Raw genomic sequence first — 23,159 nt, 5'->3', positions numbered from 1 at the left:
GGCGCCCGCCCGGCGAGCGCGCGCGGCAGCGCCACCAGGTCGAGCAGTTCCTCGGTCCGCGCCGCGATCTCGGCGGCGGGCCAGCCCAGCAGTTCGGGCGTGATCCCGATGTTCCGGGCGACGGTCATGTGCGGAAAGAGGCCGATCTCCTGGAAGACATAGCCGATCCCGCGCCGCAGCGCCGGACCCGACTGGTCGGCGATGTCGGCGCCGTCGATCAGCACCCGCCCCGTGTCGGGCGCGGAGAGGCCGTTGATCAGCTTCAGCAGCGTGGTCTTGCCCGCGCCCGATCCGCCGACCAGGGCGACGAAGGCGCCCCTGGCGATCGTCAGCGACGTCGGCGCCAGGACGGTCTGGCCGCCATGGGTCTTGCTCACCTCTTCGAGGACGATGGCGGCGGTCATGGCGGCTCCGCGCGGGTTGGGAATCATCCGCCCGCCGATGTCGAGCCTTTACCGAAACTCAGGGTGCGACAAGGCGGCGCGCGACAGGCCGTCCGGTTCGCGACGGCCGAATCGATCGCGACCATGGCGACAGGTTCAAGGAGCATCCCATGGCCATCGCCACCCAAGCCCGTCCGTTCGATCCGCGCGTCCGCCGCCCGGCCCGACAATGGCCGCTAGGCGTCGCGGTCCTGGTCGCCACCGTGCTGAACGCCATCGTCTGGGTCGGCCTGCTGGCCGTCGCCAAGGCGTTCCTGCACGTCTGAGTTCGTAGGCGTAAGCGTCGGTTCTTCTTCTCCCCCGAGCAAACTGGGCCACGTCCGCGAGGGCGTGGCCATTCTTTTTGTCGCCGGTGGCCGCGGACTTGAACGTCCGCATTCGTCGCCGGTGCTGATGACTGCACACGACCCATTGCAGCCCTTCCAATTGTCGGCTGCGAAGACGGATGCCATAGACGTTTTGAGTCCCCGTCCGCCTACATCGTGTGGTTTGCGGCGTTTTATCGTGGCCTTCGCTCACACCCGATCCACCACCCCTCGCCATCCTTATCCACCTGCGTCACCTCGAACTCGCCGTCGTAGCAGTCGTGTGTCGTCAGGGTGATCGCATCGCCACGCGTCGGCAGCGGCGCTCCGGCGGGCGCTCGGATCAGGACCGTGCCAAAGCGCCCGGCCGGACTGGGCCGAAACTGATAGTGGAATGGCCCGAGCGCATCGGGCAGGCCCTGGCGGCTTCGGCGCGGAGTCACGACCTCACCCGCCGACCCTGTCGATGCTGAAGTGCTGCTCGACGAGCGTCGCGGCGCCGAAGATCGTCATGAACGCGATGTCGGCGGCGTCCCGGCCAGTGGCGACCCGAACAAGGCCGTCTATCGGAGCCAGACCGGAAGGATCGATCAGTCGCCACCGGCCGCCAAGATAAATCTCCGCCACGGCGTGGAGATCGGGCGGCTCCAGCCTCCACGCGTACGCGCTGACAGCTCGAGCCGGGATATTGCCCGCCCGGCAGAGCGCGATCGCCAAATGGCTGAAGTCTCGGCAAACCCCTGCGCGATCAACGAGGGTATCGACCGCCGTCGTCGCGGCGTGACTGACCCCGGCGCGATAGTCCACATGATCGGCGATCCAGGCCAGGATCGCGGCGACCTTTTCCCCGCCGCGCAACCCGCCAAACTCCCGCTCGACGAAGCGCATCAGTCGATCCGAGGGGCTGTAACGGCTGGCCCGAAGGTAAGGCAGCACTTCACTCGGCAGGTCGGCGATCGCCGTTTCCTCCGCGCCCGCTAGGCCATGGTCGGACACCGCCGTCTCGACCGTGGCGCGATAGAGCGCGTTGATCCTGCCCGAAGCTGCGAACACTGTACGGCGCTCGCCGGTTAACGGGTCATCGATACGCCGGGCCGGTGCGGGCGGCCAGAAGGTGAGCGCGTCCGAAGTCACCTGCTGGTCCCGCCCGTGCGCGGCTTCGACCAGCAGAAGAACTTCGCATGGCGCTGCAAAATCGTAGGTGAGGGAGGCTTCGACCTGGAAACGCATGCACGCCCTTCAGGCGGCAACGCCGCCAATCACGCGACGCGCGCGCGAGCTCCATGAAATTAATTGGAGGAAGTTATCCAGTAGATCCTGGAAATTCCTTCAATATAATTGTATGATACGAAAATAGAAGGCGTGGCGATGATTTTTCCGACGCGCCGGAACATCGCCGAAAATTAAACGGGATCGCTGGTAAATCCTTCAATAGCAGGGACGCGTCATTCGGTTTCACCTCTTCAAGGGAAGGAAACATCCAGATGCTGTCTCACCCTCGGCGCAATCTCCAAGTCATGATGCTGTCTCACGACCTTCAGCGCCTGGCTGATCGGCTGTTGCCCGATCCCAACGCGGCGCGGTTCCTGGTCCACGAGACCCTGATCGACGCCTTCGCCGCGCAATCTGATGCTCGGCCGATGGCCGCCCGTGGGCGAGATCTGCGCCGCGCCATGATCGCACGTCTGCGCGCGGACCGTAATCCATCACGGCGCCCGGGCCATCAATAGCGTCGCTGAGCTGCGGCGCTAGGAGTCACAGATGCTCGTACCCGTAGACTTCACCGCAGCTTCACAGAGGCTGAGCCTTGTGCCGGACGCCGAGTGCGACACTGGGCCGAGCCAGCTGTCGCAAGGCGCCTACCGCGCGCTTCGCCAGTTGGAGCGTCGCCTGCGCACCGGAGGGCTCGATGCGGTCAATATCCGCCACGCTCAGGAGCTGGCCGCGCTCGGCCTTGCACACCATGACCGTGGTGGTTGGCGCCCGACCAGCGAAGGCCTGAACTACCTTGGAAGGCGCCCGGATCGGAACGGTCCAGATTGAAGTCGCAACCGCTTGGTGAGGTGTTTCATGAGCGAGGACCTGCAGCGCCTTCGCGACGAATGCGACCAACTTCGCCAGCGTTGCGATGAACTCCAGCGCCAGTTGAACGACGTGACTTCGCAGGTTGGCGGTCTGGCCGATGAGCTCGGGCGGCGCTTTTCCGACGCCGCGTTCAACGCCTCCCGCCCCTCCCGGCATCGCGATGCCTAGTGCGGTCGCCAACCACTATCGTTCCCGACAACAGGACACCCATGAAACAGCCCCAGATCGATCGCATTGTCATCACGGTTTGCCGCAACGACGGCCAATGGGCGGCCGAGGAAGCCGGCCTCTTTTTCGGCGCCTCGCCCGACAAGGAAATCGCCAAAGCCTCGGCCGTGCGGCGAGCCAGGGAGCGAATGGGGGAAGGCCACGCCTGCCAAATTCGGGTCTGTGGGGAGCATGGGTTTGCAATCTGAAAGAGCCGGACGAGCCTTCTGAGGTAGTGCGTCGGGGACGTCGACTTCGACCGCGCCGCCACCGCGTGCAGCCTTGCCCACTGCCATCTGTCTTTCGAAACGAGGGCTCGACTTTCCCCACCGAGAGGCCGGCCGATGTCGGGAATCCACCCCGAACAGACGATGGAAATGTCCGTTGTCGGACGCCTATGGCCGGGTTTGCCGGTATAGGTCTACTCCCCCATTTCAGGGCGGGAACGACGGTGCGCTTTAGCGCGGGTGGATGATCGCAAACTCCCCCGCACAGCCCTTCGCCTTTCGCCGCGCAAGACCGACAACAGCACCGCGACAGACAAAGCCGCCGCCTAGATCGGCATCCGCATGATTTCCTGGTAGGCCGAGATCACCTGGTCGCGCACAGACATCACCGTTTCCAGGCTGGCCTCGGCCGAGCTGATGGCGGTGACCACGTCGACCAGTTCGGCCTTGCCGGCCACCTGGTCGGCGATCTTGTGCTCGGCGACCTTGGAGGTGTGCTGAACATTGTTCATGGCCGACTTCAGGATGTCGCCGAAGTCGACGCCCTTCTTGTCGGCGCCGCCGATCGAACCGATCGAGCCGACGCCCATGGCGCCGGAATTGGCGTAGGCCTTGGCGGCCGCCAGCGCGGTGATCATGGCCTAGCCTCCTACTTCTTGAGGATGTCGAGCGTGCGGGCGTCCATGACCCGCGCGGTCTCGATGACGTTGAGGTTGGCCTCGTAGGCGCGCTGCGCTTCCTTCATGTCCAGCGCCTCGACCAGCGGATCGACATTGGGCAGCTTGACATAGCCCTTGGCGTCGGCGGCCGGATTGCCGGGGTCGTACTCGGTCTTGAACGGAGCCTTGTCGCCGTCGACCTTGGCCATCTGGACGCCCTCGGCGCCCTGCACCCGGGTCGGCTGGAACACCGGCACCTGGCGGCGGTAGGGATCGCCGCCGGCCGTGCGCGAGGTGGAGTTGGCGTTGGCCAGGTTCTCGGCGATGACCCGCATCCGGCCCTGCTGGGCGCGCAGGGCCGAGGCCGCCACGGCCATGGTCGCCAGGGATGGGGACTTGATCTCGGGCATCGCCTAACCTCAGCCGTTGGGCTTGCGGGACGCCATGCGCAGCATGGACAGGGACTTCTGGTAGAAGGTGATGGCCGCGTCGTAGTTGGTCCGCGCCTCGGTCATCTTGATCATCTGGTCCTCGAGCGACACGGCGTTGCCGTCGAGGGTGGTCTCCGAATCGGCGCCGGCCGTCGCGCGCCAGGCGCTGGGCGCGTTCGACGGGCCCATGTGCGAGGCCGAGGTGGCCATCATCGCCACGCCCGAGGTCGGGGCGACCGGGCCGCCGCGGTACGGCGCGCCGGCGGTCTGCCCCATCAGCGAGGCCTGGAAGCTGAAGGGCTTCAGGTCGCTCGGGCGATAGCCCGGCGTGTCGGCGTTGGCCACGTTCTGGGCGACCAGCTTCTGGCGCTCGGTCAGATAACCGAGGCGGCTCTTGAGCATGCCGAAGAGGGGAATGTCATCCGGACCCATGGCGATCATGGTGAAGAAACAGGGTTAATTCGACATTAAGAACCCTCAGGCAAACCAGGATCGAGGGGGCCGCTCCCCGCGCCAAGTTGTCTCGCCCCGCCGGGCATCCAGGGTCCCATGGACGTCGTCGAATTCATCCGCGCGCTGGCCGCCCTGGCCGTCACCCTGGGCCTGATCGGCCTGGCCGCCTGGGCCCTGCGCAAGTTCGGGCCGGACGCGGTGGGCCGCCTGATCACCGCGCGTCAGGACCGCCGCCTGCGCGTCGTCGAAAGCCTGGCGCTGGACCCCACCCGACGCCTGATCGTCGTCAGCCTGGACGGCGAGGAGCGGCTGGTGCTGCTGGGCGACGGCCGGCTGCTGGACTGGACGCCGCGCGGCGTCGCCGCCGCCCCTCCCGCCCAGACCGTTTCCGCTCCGGAGCCCGTGGCCTGATGATCCGCCCCCTGATCAAGACCGTGACGGGCGCCAAGCCGGACGAGCTTCGCCGCGCCTTCGCCATCTCGGTGATGGCCGCCGTCGCCTTCGGGATCATGCCCGCCGCCGCCATGGCCCAGTCGGCCGTGAACATCAACCTGGGCAACGGGGCCGGCCTGACCGACCGCGTGGTGCAGCTGGTGGGCCTGATGACGGTGCTGAGCCTGGCGCCGTCGATCGTGATCATGACCACCTCGTTCGTGCGGATCGTGGTGGTGCTGGGCCTGCTGCGCACCGCCATCGGCGTTCAGTCCAGCCCGCCCAACCCGGTGATCATCAGCCTGGCGCTGTTCCTGACCGCCATCGTCATGGGCCCGACCTTCGAGAAGTCCTACGACGCCGGCGTCAAGCCGCTGCTGGACCACCAGATGGAGCTGCCCGAGGCCTTCGAGGCGGCCGGGGGGCCGGTCAAGGCGTTCATGCTCAAGCAGGTCGGCCGCGAGGACCTGGCGCTGTTCGTCCGGCTCTCGCAGGTCAAGGAGCCCAAGACCGCCCAAGAGCTGCCGCTGAAGGTCGTCACCCCGGCCTTCATGATCTCGGAGCTCAAGCGCGCCTTCGAGATCGGCTTCATGCTGTTCCTGCCGTTCCTGATCATCGACCTGGTCGTGGCCAGCGTGCTGATGAGCATGGGCATGATGATGCTGCCCCCCGCCACCATCAGCTTGCCGTTCAAGCTGATCTTCTTCGTGCTAGTGGACGGATGGCGACTCGTGGCGGGCTCCCTCGTCGAGAGCTTCCAGCACGGGCCCGGCGGCTAAAGGCTCTAAATCAAACTTTTAGAGCGTGAGGCTGAAACCGGTTCCCACTTTCAGCCTCACGCTCTAGGATTTCCAGAAGACCACCACCATGACCGTTTTCGTTCTCGGCTCGATCAATCTGGACGCGGTGGCGCGGGTCGACGACCTGCCCCGGCCCGGCGAGACGGTGGCCGGCCTGTCCCTGGCGCTGTTCCTGGGCGGCAAGGGCGCCAACCAGGCGGTCGCCGCCGCGCGCATGGGCGCGCCCACCCGGCTGATGGGCGCGGTCGGCGGCGACGACAGCGGCAAGGGCCTGAAGGCCAAGCTGGCCGGCTACGGCGTCCAGGTCGCCGACGTGCTGGAGCTGGAGGGCGTGCCCACCGGCCAGGCCCACGTCTGGGTCGCCAACAACGCCGAGAACATGATCGTCGTCACCGCCGGCGCGAACGCCATGGTGACGCCCCAGCAGGTTTCGGCCACCCCGATCGAGGGCCAGCGCGTTCTGCTCTGCCAGCTGGAGACCCCGCCCGCCGCCGTCGAGGCGCTGTTCCGGGCCGGCGCGGCCAAGGGCTCCTTGCGGATTCTGAACGCCGCCCCCGCCCTGCCCCAGGGCGCGGCGCTGTTTCCGCTGACCGACATCCTGATCGTCAACCAGACCGAACTGGCCAGCTACGCCAAGCTGGACCGCGAGCCGACGCGGCTCGAGGAGGTCTCGGTCGCCGCTCGCAAGCTGATGAGCCGTCCCGACCAGACGATCATCGTCACCTTGGGCTCGGCCGGCGTCGCCGCCGTGCGCCGCGACGAGGCGTTCCTGGTCGAGGGCCGCAAGGTCAAGGCGATCGACACGGTCGGGGCCGGCGACTGCTTCTGCGGCGCCCTGGCAGCGGCCCTGGCCTCGGGCATGGACCTGCGCGACGCCGTCGAGATGGCCAACGCCGCCGCGGCGCTGTCGGTGCAGAAGGCCGGCGCCGCGCCGTCGATGCCCAGCCGCCGCGAGGTCGAGGCGTTCCTGGAGGGGTGAGGTCGAGTTAGGCCCCGAGCGGACGTTCGGCCAGTCAGCTCTCACACTACCGCCCGTCTCAAGCCCCCTACCCCGATCTCCCCGGCGAATGCCGGGGCCCAGATTCTTCCGGAGAGATTGGGGCCGACGCGCCTTCGCGCGGAGCTATCCGGTTCAGCGCTCGTGGGTTCGATCTGGGCCCCGGCATTCGCCGGGGAGGTCGGTTGGGTGTGTTGGACCCGCCATAAGGCCCGTAACGCCTTAAGCCGCCCGGATGCCCGAGACGCCCTCGGCCGCCGCCCCGACCACGGCGTCGTAGCCGAGGATCATGTCGACGTCCTTGCCGTTGCTGGCCAGCGGCAGGCGCAGCCACAGGATCGACATGTGCGGGGCGCCGCGCCAGGCCAGGCTGTGGACGCCGACGCCAGGGCGACGGTCGTCGACCACCTTGTCCAGTTCCTTGCGCCAGTATTCGAAGGCGGCCGGATTGTAGACGTCGCCGATCATGCGGCCGGTGATCTCGCGGCCATAGACGCCGTAGAGACCGGTGCCCGCCAGGCGCAGGCGGTAGTCGCGCGGCTCGCGGATCACGTCGATCAAGGACACCGTCGGCAGCAGCCGCTTCATGTGGGCCGGGTGAAGGTCGACGCGCGCGGGGAGGCTCGCCCCCCGACGGAGGGACGCCCAGTAGGCGAACATCTCCTGGTGAGCGCGGGCCGCCGTGGCGGATGCGCTCAGTTGCGCGGACATCTTCAGAGTCCTTAACAAGCCTTTGGAATCACTTCGATTCACTATCGCTTAAGGAACGAATCGGCGGCAAGAGAAAAACATGTCGCGCGACAAGATTCACATTTGGAGTCAATCGCCAAACACAACGCCCGCCATCCGTTTCGGGATGACGGGCGTTATAAAATTCTCGATGGCCCTCGGGCCAAGCCGTTGTTCAGACTCGGCTATTTGGCCTTGCGCGCCGGCTTCCGGCCGCCCTGACCCAGGCCCATCTGCTTGGCCAGGTTGGACCGCGCCTCGGCGTAGTTCGGCGCGACCATCGGGTAATCCTTGGGCAGGTTCCACTTGGCGCGGTAGTCTTCCGGGGTCATGTCGTACTTGGTGCGCAGGTGACGCTTCAGCGACTTGAACTTCCGGCCGTCCTCCAGACAGATCAGATAGTCGGGGGTGATCGACCTCTTGACCGGAACGGCGGGCTCCTTCGGCGGCGGGGCCGGCTCGGCGGCGGGCGCGCCGACGGTCGCCAGGGCGCCGTGGACTTGCTTGATCAGAGCGGGCAGATCCGCGGTCGCCACCAGATTGTTGCCGACATAGGCGGAGACGATGCCCGCCGTCATCTCGATCAGGTCGGATTGGTCTTCCATGCGGCCTCGCCCGTCGGGGAATCTTTTTGCTGATGCGACTGATTCCAAGATCAGTCGCCGTGTGCATACAAAGATTGACGACTCCGAGCAATAACCAAGGCGATAAGAAATCGTCGGTATTAGACAATGTTCGCGCCCAGGGCTTAACCGGGCACATTACCCCGAAGTAATGTTGAGTTCCTATGTGGCGTCAAACAGCCACCACGGGAAACCGATGATATCCCACTTTTAGCGATCGAAGTCGCGCGACAGCGCAAGCATCGCCGCCCGTTGCGGCGCCGAGTACTCGTCGACGGCGGCTTCGTCGCCTTCGCGGATCGCCTTCAGCAAGGCCGGGGTCAGGGCCGAGGTCAGCGACCAGTTCCAATAGCGCAGCACGGTCTGGGCGCGGTCCACGGCGACGGTGTCGTAGACGGTCAGCACGCGCTCCAGCCCGGCGTCCGTCACGCCGGCGCGGTCGACTTCCTGGCGACGCAAGCCCCGCCAAAGCTGGCGCACGCAAGGACGAGGCAGGCCCGTGGCCTTGCACAGGATGGCCAGAGGCTCACCGCCCAGATCGGTGAAGATCTTGGCGCCGGTCATCGGCTTCACGCCCGACAGGTAGGAAATCTCTTCGGCCAATTCGCGGGTGATGCCGGCCTCGGCCGCCGCGACGGCCTCGTCCAGACTTTGGTAGGGGCTCTTGTCGATGGCGGCGCGGTTGCGCTGGCGGCGCTCGATGAACTGCAAGGCCTTGCGCGACAGCGGGTCCTGCCAGCCCTCCGCCGAGGCCATCGAGAAGACATCGCCCACCGCGTCCTGCAGGATCTCCCGCGAGACGGCGAAACGCTGGAGGATGGTCCGGCGCGCCTCGGCGTCGGACCACCAGAACATCACATAGGCATGGCTGGGCCGCAGTTCCGGTCGGCGCAGCAACAGAGGGATCAGGTGCTGGGCGTCGCGCGTGATGGCGACGATGTTCTCGACCCCCTGATGGCTGAGCTTGACCAGGTCGTTGCGCAGCAGGACCTCGATGACCGGCGGCTCGGCCCTTTCGATCAGGGCGTCGGCCACCACCTCGCTGACGCCGCGCCTGTGGGCGATCAGGCGGCGGTGCTCCATGCCCGCGAAATTGACGCAGCTGATCAGGTCGGAGTCCGACAGCCTTTCGGCCTCCATCAGCAGCGCCCGCGCCACCGGCAGCTCGTCGCGCAACAGCAGACGCGCCAGCACTCCCGGCGCCTCGCTGAGCGTGGCCAGGCGCCGAGCGACCTTCTCACGCTCGACGACATTGGCGTCGCGCAGCATCTCGACCAGCAGGTCGGCGGTCATCGACCGCTCGAAAGCGTTGATCCGGCTGCTGGGCAGGCACACCACGTCCGCCAGGCGCTTGAGCAGGGTCGCGCGCGAGCGGACCGTCGGCTTGGGGGCCTCGGGCTCGGGAAATGGCGATGTCAGCCCGGCTTCGCTCATGGCTCGACAAGAACAGATCGTGCTTAACGAGCCGTGAGCGAAGCCGCGACAAACTTACCGGAATTCGGGCTCGCGCCACTCCGGCCAGATGTCCGGAAGGTCGGTCGAGACCTTGTTGGGATAGACGGGCGCGCGCTTCTCCAGGAAGGAGGTCACGCCCTCCTTGGCGTCGCCCGACGCGCCCCGTGACTGGATGGCGCGGCTGTCGGCCTTGTGAGCCTCCATAGGATGGTCGGCTCCAGCCATGCGCCACAGAAGCTGGCGGGTCAAAGCGACCGAGACGGGCGCGGTGTTGTCGACGATCTCGCGGGCCAGGGCGTGGGCGGCGGGCAGCAGGTCGTCGGGGGCGTGCAGCGAGCGGACCAGGCCGCGATCCAGGGCCTCCTGGGCGGGGAAAACCCGGCCCGTATAGCACCACTCCAGCGCGGTCTGCAGGCCGACCAGGCGCGGCAGGAACCAGGACGAGGCGGCCTCGGGATTGATGCCCCGGCGCGCGAAGACGAAGCCGAACTTGGCCTCGGTCGAGGCCATGCGGATGTCCATCGGCAGCTGCATGGTGACGCCCACCCCAACGGCCGCGCCGTTGATCGCGCCGATGATCGGCTTGAGGCTGTCGTACATCCGCAAGGTCACGCGGCCGCCGCCGTCGCGATAGACGTCGCCGACCTTGCCCTCCTCGCGCTCCAGCGCCTGGGGCGAGGTGCGGTCGAAGGTGGCGCCGCCGGCCCCCAGGTCGGCCCCCGCGCAGAAGGCCCGCCCGGCGCCGGTCACGATCACGGCCTTGACCGCGTCGTCGGCGTCGGTGGCGTCGAACGCCTCGATCAGGTCCTTCATCATCCGCGCGGTGAAGGCGTTCATCCGGTCGGGGCGATTGAGCGTGATCGTCGCGATCCCGTCCTCGACATCGTAGAGCAGGGTTTCGAAGGTGGGTTGCGACATGGGGTGTCTCCTCGTGATTTAGCGCGATCCAAACATGCGTATGAATAAGGGGCAATCATTTAGCGCCCCCTCCGTCACGTCGCCTATCGGCGCCGCGCCACCTCCCCCGTTTCACGGGTGAGGAAGAGGGCCGTCATCTCCTCCCCCGTGCGCGGGGGAGGTGGATCGCTGCGAATACGCAGCGAGACGGAGGGGGCGCTAGCCGCCCCGTTTCACCCCCAGCTTGCTGATCGCGTGCACGAAGTTGTTGGGCGCGATCTCGATGTCGCCGGTCCAGTTCAGGTCCGGGAACCGCGCCAGGATCTGGCGGTAGGCCTCTTCCAGCTGGATCTGGGCGACCCGCTTGCCGATACAGGTGTGGGGGCCATAGCCGAAGGCGATGTGCTTGCCGGCGTTGGCGCGGGTGACGTCCAGCTGGTCCGGGTTCTCGAACATCGCCGGATCGCGGTTGGCCGCGCCGTAGTACATCACGACCTTCTCGCCCTCGCGGATCCGCTGACCGTTGACCTCGACGTCGCGTGCGGCCGTGCGGCGCATGTAGATCACCGGGCTGACCATGCGGATGAACTCGTCCACCGCGCCCGGCAGCAGGGAGGGATCGGCGATCAGCCGCTGCTTCTGCTCCGGAAATTCGGTCAGCAGCTTCATCGACCCGGAGAGCGTATTGCGGGTGGTGTCGTTGCCGGCGAAGACGATCAGCAGCCACGAGCCGTCCAGATACTCGTCCGACAGCAGCGCCCCGTCGACCTGGGCCCGCGCGATGGCGGTCATCAGGTCTTCCTTCGGATCCTGCCGCCGCTTGTGCAGCATGGTCCGGCCGTACTCGAACATCTCCTCGACGTTGTTGTTGAAGTCCATGACGAACTGCATCAGCTCCAGCGTCGGCTGCAGGGGCGCGTTGGCCTGCTTCACCGCCAGGTCCTGGGCGCGCTCAAGATAGTGCATCCAGGTCAGGAACTTGGGCCGATCCTCGGGCGGCACGCCCAGGATCTCGCACAGGGTGAACAGCGGCAGCACCGACGAGACGTGCTCGACCATGTCGATCGCCGCCCCGCCCGCCAGCTTGGGCTCCATATCGTCCAGCAGGCGCGTCACCTCGCCCTTCACCCGCTCGGTCAGGCCGCGCAAATAGGCCGGCGTGAAGTATGGCATGTGCTCGCGACGCAGCTGCAGGTGATGCGGCGCGTCGAGATTGATCATGGTGTCCATCGAGGCGCGGAACAGCAGCGCGTGGCGCTTTTCCGGCGAGCCCATCGACATCAGGATGCCGCCGCGCTGGGACGAGAACGCCTCCGGATCGCCATTGACCCGCTGGACGTCGTCATAGCGCGTCAGCGCCCAGAAGCCCGGGCCGCCGAACGGCTCGGGATGCCACATCACCGGAGCCTCCTGGCGCATCCGCGCGAAGTCCGCCCAGGGCTGTCCCTGGGTGAAACGGAAGATGTCGGCCAGGTCGACGCCGCTCAAGGTCGGATAGGTCGGCGGCGTTCCCGGTCCCGCGACGCCCTCCACAGCGGTTTGGCTGATCAGGTCCATGGCGCGCCTCCCTTTCGAATGTCGTTTTTCGCGCCGACGATAGCGGGGAAACACGTCGAACCAACGGCGCCGCGACGGCAACTTGCGCGAACGCCGTTTCTGGGGTCACCATCCCAACTGAACGCTGATCACGCGGAGACACGCGAGACGGCGGCGAAGGGAGAGAGGCGATGGCAGGGATCATCGAGGCCGATTACGTGGTCGTGGGCGCGGGCTCCGCCGGCTGCGTCCTGGCGGCGCGGCTGTCCGAAGGCGGCAAGTTCAAGGTCGTCCTGCTGGAGGCCGGCGGCGACGACCGGCCGACCAAGAACCTCTCCCAGTTCGCGTCGAACCTGATGATCCATATCCCGGTCGGCTATTCGTCGACGCTGAAGGATCCCAAGGTCAACTGGCTCTACACCACCGAGCCCGACCCTGGCACCGGCGACCGCGTCCACGTGTGGCCGCGCGGCAAGGTGCTGGGCGGCTCGTCCTCGATCAACGCCATGCTCTATGTGCGCGGCCAGGCCGCCGACTATGACGGCTGGCGCCAGCTGGGCTGCGAGGGGTGGGCCTGGGACGATGTGCTGCCCTATTTCCGCAAGGCCCAGAACCAGGAGCGCGGGGCCTGCGACCTGCACGCGACGGGCGGCCCGCTGAACGTCGCCGACATGCGGGATGTCCACCCGATCTCCGAAGCTCTGATCGAGGCCTGCGACCAAGCCGGCATCCCGCGCTACGCCGACCTGAACGGTCCCGACCAGGAAGGCGCGACCTGGTATCAGGTCACCCAGAAGAACGGCGCCCGCTGCTCGTCCGCCGTCGCCTATCTGCACCCGGCGATGAACCGGCCCAATCTCCAGGTCGAGACCAACGCCCTGGCCAGCCGCGTGCTGTTCGAGGGCAAGCGCGCCGTCGGCGTCGAGTTCGTCCAGAACGGCCAGCGCCGCGTCGTGATGGCGCGCGGCGAGGTCATCCTGGCCGGCGGCGCGATCAATTCGCCCCAGTTGCTGCAGCTTTCCGGCGTCGGCCCCGGCGCCCTGCTGCGCGCGCATGGCGTCGAGGTCGTCCATGACCTGCCTGGCGTGGGCGAGAACCTGCAGGACCACTATCTGATCGCCGTCCGCTACCGCCTGAAACCGGGCACGATCTCGGTCAACGAGCAGAGCAAGGGCGGGCGCCTGGCCGCCGAGGCCATGAAATATCTGCTGTTCCGCAAGGGCCTTCTGACCCTGTCGGCCGCCCACGTCGCCGCCTTCTGCAAGTCGCGCCCGGATTTGGCCGGGCCGGACATCCAGTTCCACATCCTGCCGGCGACCATGGACCTGGAGAAGCTGTTCAACGAACAGAAGATGGAGCTGGAGAGCGCGCCGGGCATGACCATCGCGCCCTGCCAGCTGCGCCCGGAAAGCCGCGGCCATATCCGCATCAAGTCGGCGGATCCGGCGACCTATCCGGCCATCTTCGCCAACTATCTGGCCGATCCGCTGGACCAGGAGGTGGCGGTCGCCGGCCTGAAGTGGGCGCGCAAGATCGGCTCCCAGCCGGCGATCGCGCCCTATGTCGATCACGAGATGAACCCCGGCCCCGACGTCCAGACCGACGCCCAGCTGCTGGACTTCGCCCGCCAGACCGGCTCGACGCTGTATCATCCCGTCGGCACCTGCCAGATGGGGACCGGTCCTATGGCCGTGGTCGATACGCGGCTGCGCGTGCGCGGCGTCGAGGGGCTGCGCGTGGTCGACGCCTCGATCATGCCGCGGCTGATCTCGGGCAACACCAACGCCCCCTCGATCATGATCGGCGAGAAAGGCGCGGCGATGATCCTGGCCGACGCCAAACAGGCCGTGGCGGCCTGATCCCCCTGAAGAGGTAAAGCGATGCACCCCTACCTCCACGCCCAAACCCAGGGCGACAAGGCCGCTTACATCATGGCCGGCTCGGGCGAGGTCGTGACCTACGCCCAGCTCGACGCGCGCTCGAACCAGGGCGCGCACCTGTTCCGATCACTGGGCCTGAAGACCGGCGACGTCATCGCCATCATGATGGAGAACAACGCCCGTTTCTTCGAGGTCGCCTGGGCGGCGCAGCGGGCCGGGCTCTATTTCGTCTGCATCTCGACCAAGCTCACGGCCGGCGAGGCGGAGTACATCCTCAAGGACTGCGGGGCCAAGGTGTTCATCACCTCGACGGCCATGGGTCCCCTGATCGATGAGATCGCGCCGCTGGCCGAGGGCCTTGCGCTGTTCGCGGTCGGCGGCGCGCACGGCGCCTATGCCGGCTTCGAGGACGCCCGCGCGGGCCAGCCGACCACGCCGATCGGCGACGAGACCGCCGGCTCGGACATGCTCTACTCGTCCGGCACCACCGGCCGTCCCAAGGGCGTCAAGCCGGCGTTGAGCGGCGGCCCGATCGACGCGCCCCACGCCCTGCAGATGATGGCCCAGGGCCTGTTCGGCTTCAGCGGCGACAGCATCTATCTCTCGCCCGCGCCGCTGTACCACGCGGCCCCGCTGCGCTGGTGCATGACCGTCCACAAGCTGGGCGGCACGGTGATCGTCATGGAGAAGTTCGATCCCGAACAGGCGCTGGCCCTGATCGAGAAGTACAAAGTCAATTGCGGCCAGTTCGTCCCCACCCACTTCGTGCGGATGCTGAAGCTGCCCGAGGCGGTCCGGGCCAAGTACGACATCTCGTCGATGAAGTCGGCCGTGCACGCCGCCGCGCCCTGCCCCATCCCGGTCAAGGAGCAGATGATCGCCTGGTGGGGTCCGGTGATCTTCGAATACTACGCCGGCACCGAGGGCAACGGCTTCTGCTGGATCAATTCCGAGAACTGGCTGACCCACAAGGGCAGCGTCGGCCAGGCGGTGCTGGGCGAGCTGCGCATCTGCGACGAGAACGGCGAGCCCGTGCCGCCGCGCACCGAGGGCGCGGTCTATTTCGCCAACGGCCCGGCCGTGAACTACCACAACGCCCCGGAAAAGACCGCCGAGAGCTATAACCAGCATGGCTGGACGACTCTGGGCGATGTCGGCTGGGCCGACGAGGAGGGCTATCTCTACCTGACCGACCGCAAGAGTTTCATGATCATCTCGGGCGGGGTGAACATCTATCCGCAGGAGATCGAGAACCTCCTGATCACACATCCCAAGGTCGCCGACGCCGCCGTGGTCGGCGCGCCGCACGAGGAGATGGGCGAACAGGTGGTGGCGGTCATCCAGCCGATGAACCTCGGCGACGACCAGGCCGCCCTGGCCGAGGAGCTGATGACCTTCGCCCGCGCCAACCTCAGCCACGTCAAGTCGCCCCGACGCATCGACTTCATGGCCGAACTGCCCCGCCACCCGACGGGCAAGCTCTACAAGCGCCTGATCCGCGACGCCTATTGGGGCAAGGGCGAGAGCCGGATCGTGTAGCGAGCGGAAAGTTATACGCAGACTTCAGGATTGCTTATAACTTGCTCGCAAGATCCAGCGCGCCCTGATCGAAGCCCTCTCCCAAGATGACCCCTTCGCCCTGCGGGACGCCTATTCCGAGGCGCGCGATCGCGGCGAAACCTGGAGGGAGTTGCTCGACCAAGCGGTCAGCCTGCTTCCGCCCGAAGCCCGCGCGGCGCTGGAGGGCTGACGGCCCGTCGGGTATCCATACGTCATGACCAAGATGCTGTTCGCTTCGCCTGACGGTCCACCGCTGGACACCACCACCGCCAACGACCTTCTGGGCGAAGCCTGGGGCGCCGAGGCCGAGCTGGTGGTCGTTCCGGTCGAGCGACTGGCCAACGGATTCCTGGATCTCTCGACGCGCATCGCCGGAGAGGTCATCCAGAAGTTCACCAACTACCGCATGCGTCTGGCCTTCGTCGGCGACATCGCCGCCCGCGTCGAGGCCAGCCGCAGCCTGCGCGACTTCGTCTACGAGTCGAACAAGGGCGGTCAGGTCTGGTTCTTGAACGATCGCGCCGCGCTGGAGGCTCGACTGGCCGCCGAGGGCTGACAAGTCCGGCGACGCGCCCCTAACTAGACCGCATGTTCGCCGCCCTGCTCGACCGCCTGCCCAAAACCGCCACCGCGCCGTTCTGTCCCGCCGAGGTGCGGGGCGCGGTCGCCGTGCCCGAAGGACTGCCGGCCTGGAAGCGGATGTTGCGGGTCGCGGGGCCCGGCCTGCTGGTCAGCGTCGGCTACATGGACCCCGGCAACTGGGCGACCGATATCGAGGCCGGCTCGCGGTACGGAACGTCGCTGCTGTTCGTGGTGGTGCTGTCCAGTCTGGCGGCGATTGTACTGCAAATCCTGTCGATGCGGCTGGGCCTGGTCACCGGCAAGGACCTGGCGCGAATGTCGCGCGATCGGTTCGGGCCGCGCACGGTCAAGGTCCAGTGGCTGCTGGCCGAACTGGCGATCATTGCCTGTGACATCGCCGAGGTGCTGGGCTCGGCCCTGGCGTTCAAGCTCCTGCTGGGCGTGCCGCTATGGGGCGGCGTGCTGCTGACGGCGCTGGACACGGTCATCGTGCTGGGCCTCAAGGGGAAAGGCTTCCGGCAGCTGGAGGCGATCATCCTGGGCCTGATCTCGACGATCGGCGCCTGCTTCCTCGTGCAGTTGGTCCTGGCCCCGCCGAACGCCGCCGAGGTGGCGCGCGGCCTCGCGCCGTCGTTGGATGCGCTGAAGCAGGGCAACGCGCTCTACCTGGCGATCGGCATTCTGGGCGCGACGATCATGCCGCATAACCTCTATCTGCACTCGTCGATCGTGCAGACCCGGCTCACCCCCGCCGACGCGCCGGGCAAGCGGGCGGCGATCCGGCTCTCGACCATCGACACGGTCGTGTCCCTGCTGCTGGCCCTGCTGATCAACGCCGCGATCCTGGTGCTGGCCGCCTCCGCCTTTCACGGCTCGGGCCTGACCGAAGTGGCCGGCATCGAGGAGGCGCAAAAGCTGCTGGCGCCGGTCACCGGCGGCGCCCTGGCCGGCGTGCTGTTCGCCATCGCCCTGTTCGCCTCGGGCCAGAGCTCGACCTTCACCGGCACCATCGCCGGCCAGGTGATCCTCGAAGGCTTCCTGGACCTGAAGATTCCCTGCTGGCAGCGGCGGCTGATCACCCGGACCCTGGCGATCGTCCCGGCGCTGATCGGCGTCCTGACGCTCGGCGAGCACTCGGTCGGCAAGCTGCTCGTTCTGACCCAGGTGGTGCTGTCGGCCCAACTTCCGTTCGCGATCTGGCCCTTGCTGCGCTTCACCGACGACAAGACGCTGATGGGGCCGTTCGCCAACGGCTGGGTCACGAAGCTCGTCGCCTGGCTTCTGTTCGTGGTCATCTCGGCGGCCAATGTCTGGCTGGTCGCCAGCGCCTTCCCCGGTTGACCTGAGCCGCGCGGGCTGGTCTCTATCCAAACAACTGTTCGAGGGAGACAAGCATCATGAAGGAAGTCGCCTACGCCGACGTCGCCAGCCTGGTCGGCCAGGAAATCGGGGTGTCCGACTGGGTCGAGATCACCCAGGAACGCGTCAACCTGTTCGCCGAGGCCACCGGCGATCACCAGTGGATCCACGTTGATGTCGAGCGCGCGACCAAGGAGATCGGCGGTCCGATCGCTCACGGCTATCTGACGCTGTCGCTGATCCCGATGCTGGGCGCGGGCATCCTGCGCGTCACCGGCGTTACGCGCGGCATCAACTATGGCTGCGACAAGGTCCGCTTCACCGGCATGGTCCGGGTCGGCAAGAAGGTGCGGATGCGCCAGAAGCTGGTCAGCGTGGAGCCCAAGGCCGGCGGCCTGCAGATGAAGAACGAATGCACGATCGAGATCGAGGGCGAGGAACGTCCCGCCTGCGTCGCCGAGACCATCTCAATCATCTACGGCTGATCACCGCCGCTGGCGGTAATCGAGGCTTCACTGTCATTTCCCCTGGCGGCCGTCCGCGATAGCGAATGGAACCGCCGCCAGGAGATTTGCATGCTTCAACTTCGCCCCAATTGCGAACTGTGCGACGTCGACCTGCCCCCGGCGGCGGTCGACGCTCGCATCTGCAGCTACGAGTGCACCTACTGCGCCGATTGCGCCGACAACGTCCTGCTTAACGTCTGCCCCACCTGCGGCGGCGGTCTGGAGCCCCGCCCGATCCGCCCGCGCCACGCCTATCGAGCGCCGGACATCTCACTCGGACTTGGCTACCATCCCGCCAGCGAAACCCGCAAACATTCGCGATGGAGCCGGGAGGAGATCGCCGCCATGTCCGCGCGGCTGGCGAAGATCCCGCCGAAAGAGCGCTAGATGGCCAAGCAACACGACTACACCAGCTTGATCGAATGGACCGGCGATCGCGGCCAGGGCACGAAGACCTATCGCGGCTACGACAGGACCTGGGAGGTCCGCACCCCCGGCAAGCCGGTCATCGCCTGCTCCAATGATCCGCTGCTGGGCGGCGATCCGACGCGGCACAATCCGGAAGACCTGCTGCTGTCGTCGCTGAGCGCCTGCCACATGCTGTGGTACCTGCACCTGGCGTCCAGCGCCGGGATCGTGGTGCGCGGCTATAGCGACACCCCCGTCGGCGTCGGCGAGAGCACGCCCGATGGCGCCGGCCGCTTCCTGCGCGCGACGCTGAGGCCTCACATCATCGTCGAGCCGGGCGCCGACCTGGCCAAGGCCGATGCGATCCATCACGAGATCCACAAGGTCTGCTTCATCGCTCGCTCGGTGAATTTCCCGGTCGACTACGCGGCGACGTATGAGACGACCTGAAAACGAAAACGGCCGCCGGAAAACTCCGGCGGCCGTCCGATGGATCTAGATTACCGGCTTAACGCTTGATCGCGTCGCCGATCTTGTCCTGGGCCTGGCCGACCTTGTTCTGGATGTCGCCCTTGGCCTTCTGGGCGGCGCCCTCGGCTTGCAGACGTTCGTTGCCCACGGCCTTGCCGGCGGCTTCCTTGAGCGCGCCCACGCCCTTGTCGATGGCGCCTTCAACGCGGTTGGTGCTCATGACTCGCTCCTGCTTGTTGCGGTGCGAGAGAAACGAACAGCCGCGAAATCCAGTTCCGCTAAAACTAAGCGGCCTCTAGCGAGAGGCCGCCATGGCCGTGGCCGAGATCGCCACGGCCGGCGTGGCGGGCGGCATCGGCGGATCGCCCTTGACCGTCCTGCCGGCCTTGGCCTGGGTCACGGTCGCGCCGGGCAGCTTGTCGAGAAGCGCCAGGGTTTCGCGAATGAACTTGGCGTGGGTGACAATGCCGATCTCCAGGCGCTCGCCCGAAAGCTCGACCTGCTGGGTCAGGAGACCGGCCACAAACTGAACCTCCTGGGTCTGGTTCGAGCCGGGCCGACGACGCGCGCCCTCGGCCATGAAGACGGGCCCGCCCGAATTGCCGGGGAAGACCGAGAAATCCATCAGAAAGGTCGGAAAGCTGGTGGCGGGGGCCAGGGGATAGGACGCCACCCGACCCGCGCGCAGGATCGGAAAACCCGCCGGGTTCGCCGACAGTCCGCGCGGGAAGCCCAGGGCCATCATCTCGTCGCCCGGACCCAGGTTGTATCTGTTGAAGGTGTCGTCCTGCGCCAGATAGTTGATCGGAATGGCCGCCTTGACGAACTCCGGCGGCGCCTCGACCTCCATGGCCGCGACGTCGCGGGTCGGATGCTTGACCCACAGCGGATGATCGCCATCGCGGATCTTCAAGGTGGTGGGATCGAAGCGCCAGACGCCGTCCTTGCCCTGGACGCGATAGCCGATCTTGGCCGACATCGCCGGCATTTTCTCGAAGACGTGCGCCGCCGTGACCAAGATCGTGCGGGGCTTGCCGCCCGGCGTGGGGTCTGAAATCAGAAAGCCCGTGCCCACGGTGCGCGAGCCGTCGCCCACCGGCTGCTCGAGCTGCACCGTCGCCTTGATCAGGTCGACGGACAAATCCCAGGCCATGACGCCCCCTTTTACGCTTGCACTTATAAAGAGCATTTAACTTCATTGCGCGCAATGGAAGCAAAGGCTCGCCCGACCGCGAAGTGAATTTGACCCCGGGATTCTCGCGCCGCAAGCTGTCGTTCTGCCGCACTCGCGCGTTTAAAGCCTGTTGGGGAAAATTCTGGCCATGAATCGCCGGCAGATGGTGACGAGCGCCGCCGCGGCGCTTACCTCAGGTCCCCTAGTCCTCCCAGAAATAGCTTCCGGATCCGCCATGCCCTCAGACGCCGTCCGCCCCGTTCCGCCGGTCGCGCGAAAGGTCCCAAAGACCATCGAGCAGCTGGGCCGCGTGCGAACCGACGACTATGCCTGGATGAAGGACGACAATTGGCAGAAGGTCTTGCGCGACCCCAGCCTGATCAAGGCCGACGTCAAGCAGCACCTGACCGAGGAAAACGCCTACGCCAAGGCCATGCTGGCCTCGACCGAGACGCTGCAGGCGGCGATGTTCGAGGAGATGAAGGGCCGCATCAAGGAGGACGACGCCTCCGTCCCCGCGCCCGACGGCCCGTTCGCGTACTACACCCGCTTCGAGAAGGGCGCGCAGCATCCGATTCACGCCCGCAAGCCGCGCGACGGCCAGGGCGAGGAAATCCTGCTGGACGAGGAGGCGGCGGCCAAGGGCAAGGCCTTCTACCAGGTCGGCGCGGCCACCCACTCGCCCGACCACGCGCTCTACGCCTTCGCCGTCGACGAGCAGGGCTCGGAGGTCTACCGCATCCATATAAAGGACCTGGCCAGCGGCGCCGTGCTGGACAGCCCGGTCGAAAGCACCACCGGCGACTTCTGCTTCTCGCCCGACAGTCAGTGGCTCTACTGGACGTTCCGGGACGACAACGGCCGCCCGGCCCGGATCTATCGCCGCCCGGCGCGCGGAACCGCCGCCGATGACGTGTTGATCTATGACGAGCCCGACGAGGGCTTCTTCATCGGGGTCGGCGTCACGTCTTCCGAAAAGTTCATCGTGATCGCCTGCGGCAACCAGGAGACCAGCGAGGCCCTGCTGATCCCGGCCGCGACGCCGACGGCCGCGCCGGTCGTCTTCCACCCGCGCGAGGTCGGGCTGCGCTACGAGGTCGAGCACTGGAACGACCACTTCGTGGTCCGCACCAATGCCGACGGCGCCGTCGACTGGAAGCTGGTTACGGCGCCCGAAGCCGCGACGGGAAAGGCCCATTGGCGGGACTGGATCGCGCATCAACCCGGCCGGCTGATCTCCGGAACCATGGCCTTCAAGGACTGGTTCGTTCGCCTGGAGAAGGTCGACGCCCTGAACCGCGTGGTGGTCACCGCGCGAAACGGCGACGAGCACGCCATCGCCTTCGACGAGCAGGCCTACGCCCTGTCGCTGGAAGGCGGCTACGAGTACGACACCGACACCCTGCGGTTCGTCTACAACTCGATGACGACGCCCCGGCAGTGGTTCGATTATCGGATGTCGACGCGCGAGCGGACCCTGCGCAAGACGCAGGAGATCCCCTCCGGCCACGATCCGGCCCAGTACGAAACCCGCCGCCTGAACGCCAAGGCCGCGGACGGCGCCGAGGTGCCGATCTTCGTGCTGATGAAGAAGGGAACGCCGTTGGACGGCTCGGCGCCGCTGCTGCTGTACGGCTACGGCAGCTATGGCATCGCCATGGAGCCCAGCTTCTCGATCCGCAATCTCAGCCTGGTCGATCGCGGCTGGATCTGGGCGACGGCCTGCCCGCGCGGCGGTTCGGAGAAGGGCTGGGGCTGGTTCCTGGACGGCAAGAAGTTCAAGAAGAAGAACACCTTCACCGACTTCATCGCCTGCGCCGAGCACCTGCACGCGGCCGGCTACGGCGCCCCCGCCAACACCGTGGCCTATGGCGGCTCGGCCGGAGGGCTGTTGATGGGCGCGATCTCCAATATGCGGCCGGATCTGTTCGCCGGGATCATCGCCGCCGTGCCGTTCGTCGACGTGGTCAACACCATGAGCGACACGTCCCTGCCGCTGACGCCGCCCGAATGGCCCGAGTGGGGCAATCCGCTGGAGGATCCGGCGGCCTACGACTACATCGCCAGCTACAGCCCTTACGACAATGTCGCCGCCAAGCCCTATCCGGCCGTGCTGGCCACGGGCGGCCTGTCTGACCCGCGCGTCACCTATTGGGAGCCGGAGAAGTGGGCGGCCAAGCTGCGCGAGCACAGCACCAGCGGCAGGCCGGTGCTGCTGAAGATCAATATGGACGCCGGCCACGGCGGGGCCTCCGGGCGGTTCGACTTCCTCAAGGAGATCGCGCTGGACTACGCCTTCGCCGTCTGGGCGGTCGAGAAGGGTTGGGAGGCGGCGTGAGCGTCCTGATCCGCGCGTCGACCGACGCCGACCTGCCCGCCATCACCGCCATCTATGACTGGAACGTGCTGAACGGCCTGGGGACCTTCGAGGAGGTTCCGCCGGACGAGGCCGAGATGCGCCGCCGCCGCCAAGCCTTCCTGGATCGCGGCCTGCCCTATCTGGTCGCCGAGCTCGACGGCAAGGTGCTGGGCTATTGCTACGCCGGCCCGTTCCGCCTGCGGGCGGCCTATCGCTACACGGTCGAGGACAGCGTCTATGTCGCGCCCGACGCGGTGGGAAAGGGCGTCGGCAAGGCCCTGCTGACGGCCCTGATCGCGGCTTGCGAGGCCTTGGGCCTGCGACAAATGTGCGCGGTGATCGGCGACAGCGGCAACCTGGCCTCCATCGGCTTGCACGCGGCGATGGGCTTTGAAAAACAAGGCGTATTCCCAGCCATGGGCCATAAGTTCGGCCGTTGGGTGGATCTGGTCTGGATGCAGAGGCCGCTGAACGGCGGCGGCGCCAGCCCACCGGACGCCCCGGGCCTTTCACTGAGCGGCGTTTGACGACCAACGTTCGAAACAAGACTTAACGACTACGTGGTATCGTCCCCAACTCGT

At 66.8% G+C, this 23,159-nt stretch carries 28 protein-coding genes and 3 pseudogenes; 18 read left to right on the top strand and 13 right to left on the bottom strand.

Annotated elements, in window-relative coordinates; all coding sequences use genetic code 11:
• Nucleotides 1-404 (bottom strand): ATP-binding cassette domain-containing protein (locus FCU40_RS16430; protein ID WP_168076344.1); only part of this gene is annotated, 404 nt, incomplete at its 3' end.
• A gap of 149 nt (nt 405-553) precedes the next feature.
• On the opposite strand from FCU40_RS16430, the gene FCU40_RS16425 reads away from it, so the two are divergent.
• Nucleotides 554-709: a hypothetical protein gene (locus tag FCU40_RS16425; protein ID WP_168076335.1), complete on the top strand. Its 156-nt coding sequence runs from the start codon at nt 554-556 to the stop codon at nt 707-709.
• Nucleotides 710-1,195: 486 nt separating this feature from the next.
• On the opposite strand, the gene FCU40_RS16420 is transcribed toward FCU40_RS16425, so the two are convergent.
• Nucleotides 1,196-1,978 carry a transglutaminase family protein gene (locus tag FCU40_RS16420; protein ID WP_168076333.1) on the bottom strand — a complete coding sequence of 261 codons (783 nt, stop codon included), beginning with the start codon at nt 1,976-1,978 and terminating at the stop codon, nt 1,196-1,198.
• A 254-nt stretch (nt 1,979-2,232) separates the two neighbouring features.
• Here FCU40_RS16420 and FCU40_RS16415 point away from each other — a divergent pair, with 254 nt between their 5' ends.
• From FCU40_RS16415 to FCU40_RS16400, 4 genes are read left to right on the top strand one after another with little or no spacing between them, the layout of a single operon-like run.
• Nucleotides 2,233-2,478 (top strand): hypothetical protein, encoded by a 246-nt coding sequence (locus tag FCU40_RS16415; protein WP_168076331.1) that lies wholly within the window; start codon nt 2,233-2,235, stop codon nt 2,476-2,478.
• A gap of 31 nt (nt 2,479-2,509) precedes the next feature.
• Nucleotides 2,510-2,791 carry a hypothetical protein gene (locus FCU40_RS16410; protein WP_168076330.1) on the top strand — a complete coding sequence of 94 codons (282 nt, stop codon included), beginning with the start codon at nt 2,510-2,512 and terminating at the stop codon, nt 2,789-2,791.
• A 27-nt stretch (nt 2,792-2,818) separates the two neighbouring features.
• Nucleotides 2,819-3,001 carry a hypothetical protein gene (locus FCU40_RS16405; RefSeq protein ID WP_168076329.1) on the top strand — a complete coding sequence of 61 codons (183 nt, stop codon included), beginning with the start codon at nt 2,819-2,821 and terminating at the stop codon, nt 2,999-3,001.
• 41 nt (nt 3,002-3,042) lie between these two features.
• Nucleotides 3,043-3,249: a hypothetical protein gene (locus tag FCU40_RS16400; RefSeq protein ID WP_168076328.1), complete on the top strand. Its 207-nt coding sequence runs from the start codon at nt 3,043-3,045 to the stop codon at nt 3,247-3,249.
• Between the two features lie 344 nt (nt 3,250-3,593).
• On the opposite strand, the gene fliE is transcribed toward FCU40_RS16400, so the two are convergent.
• The 3 genes from fliE to flgB are packed head-to-tail and all read right to left on the bottom strand — an operon-like array spanning nt 3,594 to nt 4,789.
• Nucleotides 3,594-3,905, bottom strand: a complete 312-nt coding sequence (gene fliE / locus FCU40_RS16395; RefSeq protein WP_004620478.1) for a flagellar hook-basal body complex protein FliE — start codon at nt 3,903-3,905, stop codon at nt 3,594-3,596.
• Between the two features lie 11 nt (nt 3,906-3,916).
• Nucleotides 3,917-4,336, bottom strand: a complete 420-nt coding sequence (gene flgC / locus FCU40_RS16390; protein WP_004620480.1) for a flagellar basal body rod protein FlgC — start codon at nt 4,334-4,336, stop codon at nt 3,917-3,919.
• Nucleotides 4,337-4,345: 9 nt separating this feature from the next.
• On the bottom strand, nt 4,346-4,789 hold the full coding sequence (gene flgB / locus FCU40_RS16385; protein WP_035017393.1) for a flagellar basal body rod protein FlgB: 444 nt from the start codon (nt 4,787-4,789) through the stop codon (nt 4,346-4,348).
• A gap of 117 nt (nt 4,790-4,906) precedes the next feature.
• Here flgB and FCU40_RS16380 point away from each other — a divergent pair, with 117 nt between their 5' ends.
• The 3 genes from FCU40_RS16380 (at nt 4,907) to FCU40_RS16370 (ending at nt 7,021) form a co-directional block, all read left to right on the top strand.
• Entirely contained in the window at nt 4,907-5,221 is a 315-nt protein-coding gene (locus FCU40_RS16380; RefSeq protein WP_004620484.1) for a flagellar biosynthetic protein FliO, read from the top strand.
• Nucleotides 5,221-6,021 (top strand): flagellar type III secretion system pore protein FliP, encoded by an 801-nt coding sequence (gene fliP / locus FCU40_RS16375; RefSeq protein WP_004620487.1) that lies wholly within the window; start codon nt 5,221-5,223, stop codon nt 6,019-6,021. Before FCU40_RS16380 ends, fliP begins: the two co-directional genes overlap by 1 nt.
• An 88-nt stretch (nt 6,022-6,109) precedes the next feature.
• The gene (locus FCU40_RS16370) at nt 6,110-7,021 is read left to right on the top strand and encodes a ribokinase (protein ID WP_168076327.1); all 912 of its coding nucleotides are present in this window, start codon (nt 6,110-6,112) and stop codon (nt 7,019-7,021) included.
• A 240-nt stretch (nt 7,022-7,261) separates the two neighbouring features.
• Here FCU40_RS16370 and FCU40_RS16365 read toward each other — a convergent pair whose 3' ends face one another.
• The 6 genes and pseudogenes from FCU40_RS16365 to FCU40_RS16345 form a co-directional block, all read right to left on the bottom strand.
• On the bottom strand, nt 7,262-7,756 hold the full coding sequence (locus FCU40_RS16365) for a PAS domain-containing protein (RefSeq protein ID WP_081612942.1): 495 nt from the start codon (nt 7,754-7,756) through the stop codon (nt 7,262-7,264).
• Nucleotides 7,757-7,953: 197 nt separating this feature from the next.
• Entirely contained in the window at nt 7,954-8,373 is a 420-nt protein-coding gene (locus tag FCU40_RS16360; protein ID WP_168076326.1) for a MucR family transcriptional regulator, read from the bottom strand.
• A gap of 228 nt (nt 8,374-8,601) precedes the next feature.
• Nucleotides 8,602-9,825, bottom strand: coding sequence for a DUF2336 domain-containing protein (locus FCU40_RS16355; RefSeq protein WP_168076325.1), 1,224 nt, complete (start codon nt 9,823-9,825; stop codon nt 8,602-8,604).
• Nucleotides 9,826-9,879: 54 nt separating this feature from the next.
• Nucleotides 9,880-10,764, bottom strand: coding sequence for a crotonase/enoyl-CoA hydratase family protein (locus FCU40_RS16350; protein ID WP_168076324.1), 885 nt, complete (start codon nt 10,762-10,764; stop codon nt 9,880-9,882).
• A gap of 55 nt (nt 10,765-10,819) precedes the next feature.
• Nucleotides 10,820-10,970: pseudogene (locus FCU40_RS23370) on the bottom strand (hypothetical protein); the annotation flags it as partial.
• Nucleotides 10,963-12,300 (bottom strand): cytochrome P450, encoded by a 1,338-nt coding sequence (locus FCU40_RS16345; RefSeq protein ID WP_168076323.1) that lies wholly within the window; start codon nt 12,298-12,300, stop codon nt 10,963-10,965. The pseudogene FCU40_RS23370 and the gene FCU40_RS16345, both read right to left, overlap by 8 nt.
• A 170-nt stretch (nt 12,301-12,470) precedes the next feature.
• Here FCU40_RS16345 and FCU40_RS16340 point away from each other — a divergent pair, with 170 nt between their 5' ends.
• From FCU40_RS16340 to FCU40_RS16310, 8 genes and pseudogenes are all read left to right on the top strand, one after another.
• Nucleotides 12,471-14,138 carry a choline dehydrogenase gene (locus FCU40_RS16340; RefSeq protein WP_168076322.1) on the top strand — a complete coding sequence of 556 codons (1,668 nt, stop codon included), beginning with the start codon at nt 12,471-12,473 and terminating at the stop codon, nt 14,136-14,138.
• A gap of 21 nt (nt 14,139-14,159) precedes the next feature.
• Nucleotides 14,160-15,698: an acyl-CoA synthetase gene (locus FCU40_RS16335; protein ID WP_168076321.1), complete on the top strand. Its 1,539-nt coding sequence runs from the start codon at nt 14,160-14,162 to the stop codon at nt 15,696-15,698.
• A 64-nt stretch (nt 15,699-15,762) separates the two neighbouring features.
• Nucleotides 15,763-15,909: pseudogene (locus tag FCU40_RS23365) on the top strand (hypothetical protein); the annotation flags it as partial.
• Nucleotides 15,910-15,933: 24 nt separating this feature from the next.
• Nucleotides 15,934-16,275, top strand: coding sequence for a DUF4180 domain-containing protein (locus FCU40_RS16330; RefSeq protein ID WP_004620505.1), 342 nt, complete (start codon nt 15,934-15,936; stop codon nt 16,273-16,275).
• A 32-nt stretch (nt 16,276-16,307) separates the two neighbouring features.
• On the top strand, nt 16,308-17,642 hold the full coding sequence (locus FCU40_RS16325) for an Nramp family divalent metal transporter (protein ID WP_168076319.1): 1,335 nt from the start codon (nt 16,308-16,310) through the stop codon (nt 17,640-17,642).
• A 56-nt stretch (nt 17,643-17,698) separates the two neighbouring features.
• The gene (locus FCU40_RS16320; protein WP_168076317.1) at nt 17,699-18,145 is read left to right on the top strand and encodes a MaoC family dehydratase; all 447 of its coding nucleotides are present in this window, start codon (nt 17,699-17,701) and stop codon (nt 18,143-18,145) included.
• A 90-nt stretch (nt 18,146-18,235) separates the two neighbouring features.
• Nucleotides 18,236-18,553, top strand: a complete 318-nt coding sequence (locus tag FCU40_RS16315) for a DUF1272 domain-containing protein (protein ID WP_168076315.1) — start codon at nt 18,236-18,238, stop codon at nt 18,551-18,553.
• Nucleotides 18,554-19,024 carry an OsmC family protein gene (locus FCU40_RS16310; RefSeq protein WP_168076313.1) on the top strand — a complete coding sequence of 157 codons (471 nt, stop codon included), beginning with the start codon at nt 18,554-18,556 and terminating at the stop codon, nt 19,022-19,024. It begins immediately after the preceding gene.
• A 50-nt stretch (nt 19,025-19,074) separates the two neighbouring features.
• Here the strand turns inward: FCU40_RS16310 and FCU40_RS16305 are convergent.
• Both FCU40_RS16305 and FCU40_RS16300 read right to left on the bottom strand, forming a co-directional pair.
• A pseudogene (locus FCU40_RS16305) lies at nt 19,075-19,265 on the bottom strand (CsbD family protein).
• 75 nt (nt 19,266-19,340) lie between these two features.
• Nucleotides 19,341-20,234, bottom strand: a complete 894-nt coding sequence (locus FCU40_RS16300) for a serine protease (protein ID WP_241693632.1) — start codon at nt 20,232-20,234, stop codon at nt 19,341-19,343.
• Between the two features lie 133 nt (nt 20,235-20,367).
• Here FCU40_RS16300 and FCU40_RS16295 point away from each other — a divergent pair, with 133 nt between their 5' ends.
• Both FCU40_RS16295 and FCU40_RS16290 read left to right on the top strand, forming a co-directional pair.
• The gene (locus FCU40_RS16295) at nt 20,368-22,557 is read left to right on the top strand and encodes a S9 family peptidase (protein WP_168076311.1); all 2,190 of its coding nucleotides are present in this window, start codon (nt 20,368-20,370) and stop codon (nt 22,555-22,557) included.
• Complete coding sequence (locus FCU40_RS16290) at nt 22,554-23,105, top strand: GNAT family N-acetyltransferase (protein WP_168076310.1); 552 nt, start codon at nt 22,554-22,556, stop codon at nt 23,103-23,105. Before FCU40_RS16295 ends, FCU40_RS16290 begins: the two co-directional genes overlap by 4 nt.
• Nucleotides 23,106-23,159: the final 54 nt, after the last annotated feature.

The sequence above is a fragment of the Caulobacter sp. SSI4214 genome (genome assembly GCF_012184455.1).
In the GTDB taxonomy this organism is placed as follows: domain Bacteria; phylum Pseudomonadota; class Alphaproteobacteria; order Caulobacterales; family Caulobacteraceae; genus Caulobacter; species Caulobacter vibrioides_E.
The sequence above is the reverse complement of the archived record's forward strand: the minus strand, read 5'-3'. Positions and strand labels throughout refer to the sequence as shown.

What these genes read in the sequence shown, in the direction of transcription:
- FCU40_RS16425 (WP_168076335.1), top strand. Translation starts at nt 554, where the DNA reads ATGGCCATCGCCACCCAAGCCCGTCCGTTCGATCCGCGCGTCCGCCGC.
- FCU40_RS16420 (WP_168076333.1), bottom strand. Translation starts at nt 1,978, where the DNA reads ATGCGTTTCCAGGTCGAAGCCTCCCTCACCTACGATTTTGCAGCGCCA.
- FCU40_RS16415 (WP_168076331.1), top strand. Translation starts at nt 2,233, where the DNA reads ATGCTGTCTCACCCTCGGCGCAATCTCCAAGTCATGATGCTGTCTCAC.
- FCU40_RS16410 (WP_168076330.1), top strand. Translation starts at nt 2,510, where the DNA reads ATGCTCGTACCCGTAGACTTCACCGCAGCTTCACAGAGGCTGAGCCTT.
- FCU40_RS16405 (WP_168076329.1), top strand. Translation starts at nt 2,819, where the DNA reads ATGAGCGAGGACCTGCAGCGCCTTCGCGACGAATGCGACCAACTTCGC.
- FCU40_RS16400 (WP_168076328.1), top strand. Translation starts at nt 3,043, where the DNA reads ATGAAACAGCCCCAGATCGATCGCATTGTCATCACGGTTTGCCGCAAC.
- fliE (WP_004620478.1), bottom strand. Translation starts at nt 3,905, where the DNA reads ATGATCACCGCGCTGGCGGCCGCCAAGGCCTACGCCAATTCCGGCGCC.
- flgC (WP_004620480.1), bottom strand. Translation starts at nt 4,336, where the DNA reads ATGCCCGAGATCAAGTCCCCATCCCTGGCGACCATGGCCGTGGCGGCC.
- flgB (WP_035017393.1), bottom strand. Translation starts at nt 4,789, where the DNA reads ATGGGTCCGGATGACATTCCCCTCTTCGGCATGCTCAAGAGCCGCCTC.
- FCU40_RS16380 (WP_004620484.1), top strand. Translation starts at nt 4,907, where the DNA reads ATGGACGTCGTCGAATTCATCCGCGCGCTGGCCGCCCTGGCCGTCACC.
- fliP (WP_004620487.1), top strand. Translation starts at nt 5,221, where the DNA reads ATGATCCGCCCCCTGATCAAGACCGTGACGGGCGCCAAGCCGGACGAG.
- FCU40_RS16370 (WP_168076327.1), top strand. Translation starts at nt 6,110, where the DNA reads ATGACCGTTTTCGTTCTCGGCTCGATCAATCTGGACGCGGTGGCGCGG.
- FCU40_RS16360 (WP_168076326.1), bottom strand. Translation starts at nt 8,373, where the DNA reads ATGGAAGACCAATCCGACCTGATCGAGATGACGGCGGGCATCGTCTCC.
- FCU40_RS16355 (WP_168076325.1), bottom strand. Translation starts at nt 9,825, where the DNA reads ATGAGCGAAGCCGGGCTGACATCGCCATTTCCCGAGCCCGAGGCCCCC.
- FCU40_RS16350 (WP_168076324.1), bottom strand. Translation starts at nt 10,764, where the DNA reads ATGTCGCAACCCACCTTCGAAACCCTGCTCTACGATGTCGAGGACGGG.
- FCU40_RS16345 (WP_168076323.1), bottom strand. Translation starts at nt 12,300, where the DNA reads ATGGACCTGATCAGCCAAACCGCTGTGGAGGGCGTCGCGGGACCGGGA.
- FCU40_RS16340 (WP_168076322.1), top strand. Translation starts at nt 12,471, where the DNA reads ATGGCAGGGATCATCGAGGCCGATTACGTGGTCGTGGGCGCGGGCTCC.
- FCU40_RS16335 (WP_168076321.1), top strand. Translation starts at nt 14,160, where the DNA reads ATGCACCCCTACCTCCACGCCCAAACCCAGGGCGACAAGGCCGCTTAC.
- FCU40_RS16330 (WP_004620505.1), top strand. Translation starts at nt 15,934, where the DNA reads ATGACCAAGATGCTGTTCGCTTCGCCTGACGGTCCACCGCTGGACACC.
- FCU40_RS16325 (WP_168076319.1), top strand. Translation starts at nt 16,308, where the DNA reads ATGTTCGCCGCCCTGCTCGACCGCCTGCCCAAAACCGCCACCGCGCCG.
- FCU40_RS16320 (WP_168076317.1), top strand. Translation starts at nt 17,699, where the DNA reads ATGAAGGAAGTCGCCTACGCCGACGTCGCCAGCCTGGTCGGCCAGGAA.
- FCU40_RS16315 (WP_168076315.1), top strand. Translation starts at nt 18,236, where the DNA reads ATGCTTCAACTTCGCCCCAATTGCGAACTGTGCGACGTCGACCTGCCC.
- FCU40_RS16310 (WP_168076313.1), top strand. Translation starts at nt 18,554, where the DNA reads ATGGCCAAGCAACACGACTACACCAGCTTGATCGAATGGACCGGCGAT.
- FCU40_RS16300 (WP_241693632.1), bottom strand. Translation starts at nt 20,234, where the DNA reads ATGCTCTTTATAAGTGCAAGCGTAAAAGGGGGCGTCATGGCCTGGGAT.
- FCU40_RS16295 (WP_168076311.1), top strand. Translation starts at nt 20,368, where the DNA reads ATGAATCGCCGGCAGATGGTGACGAGCGCCGCCGCGGCGCTTACCTCA.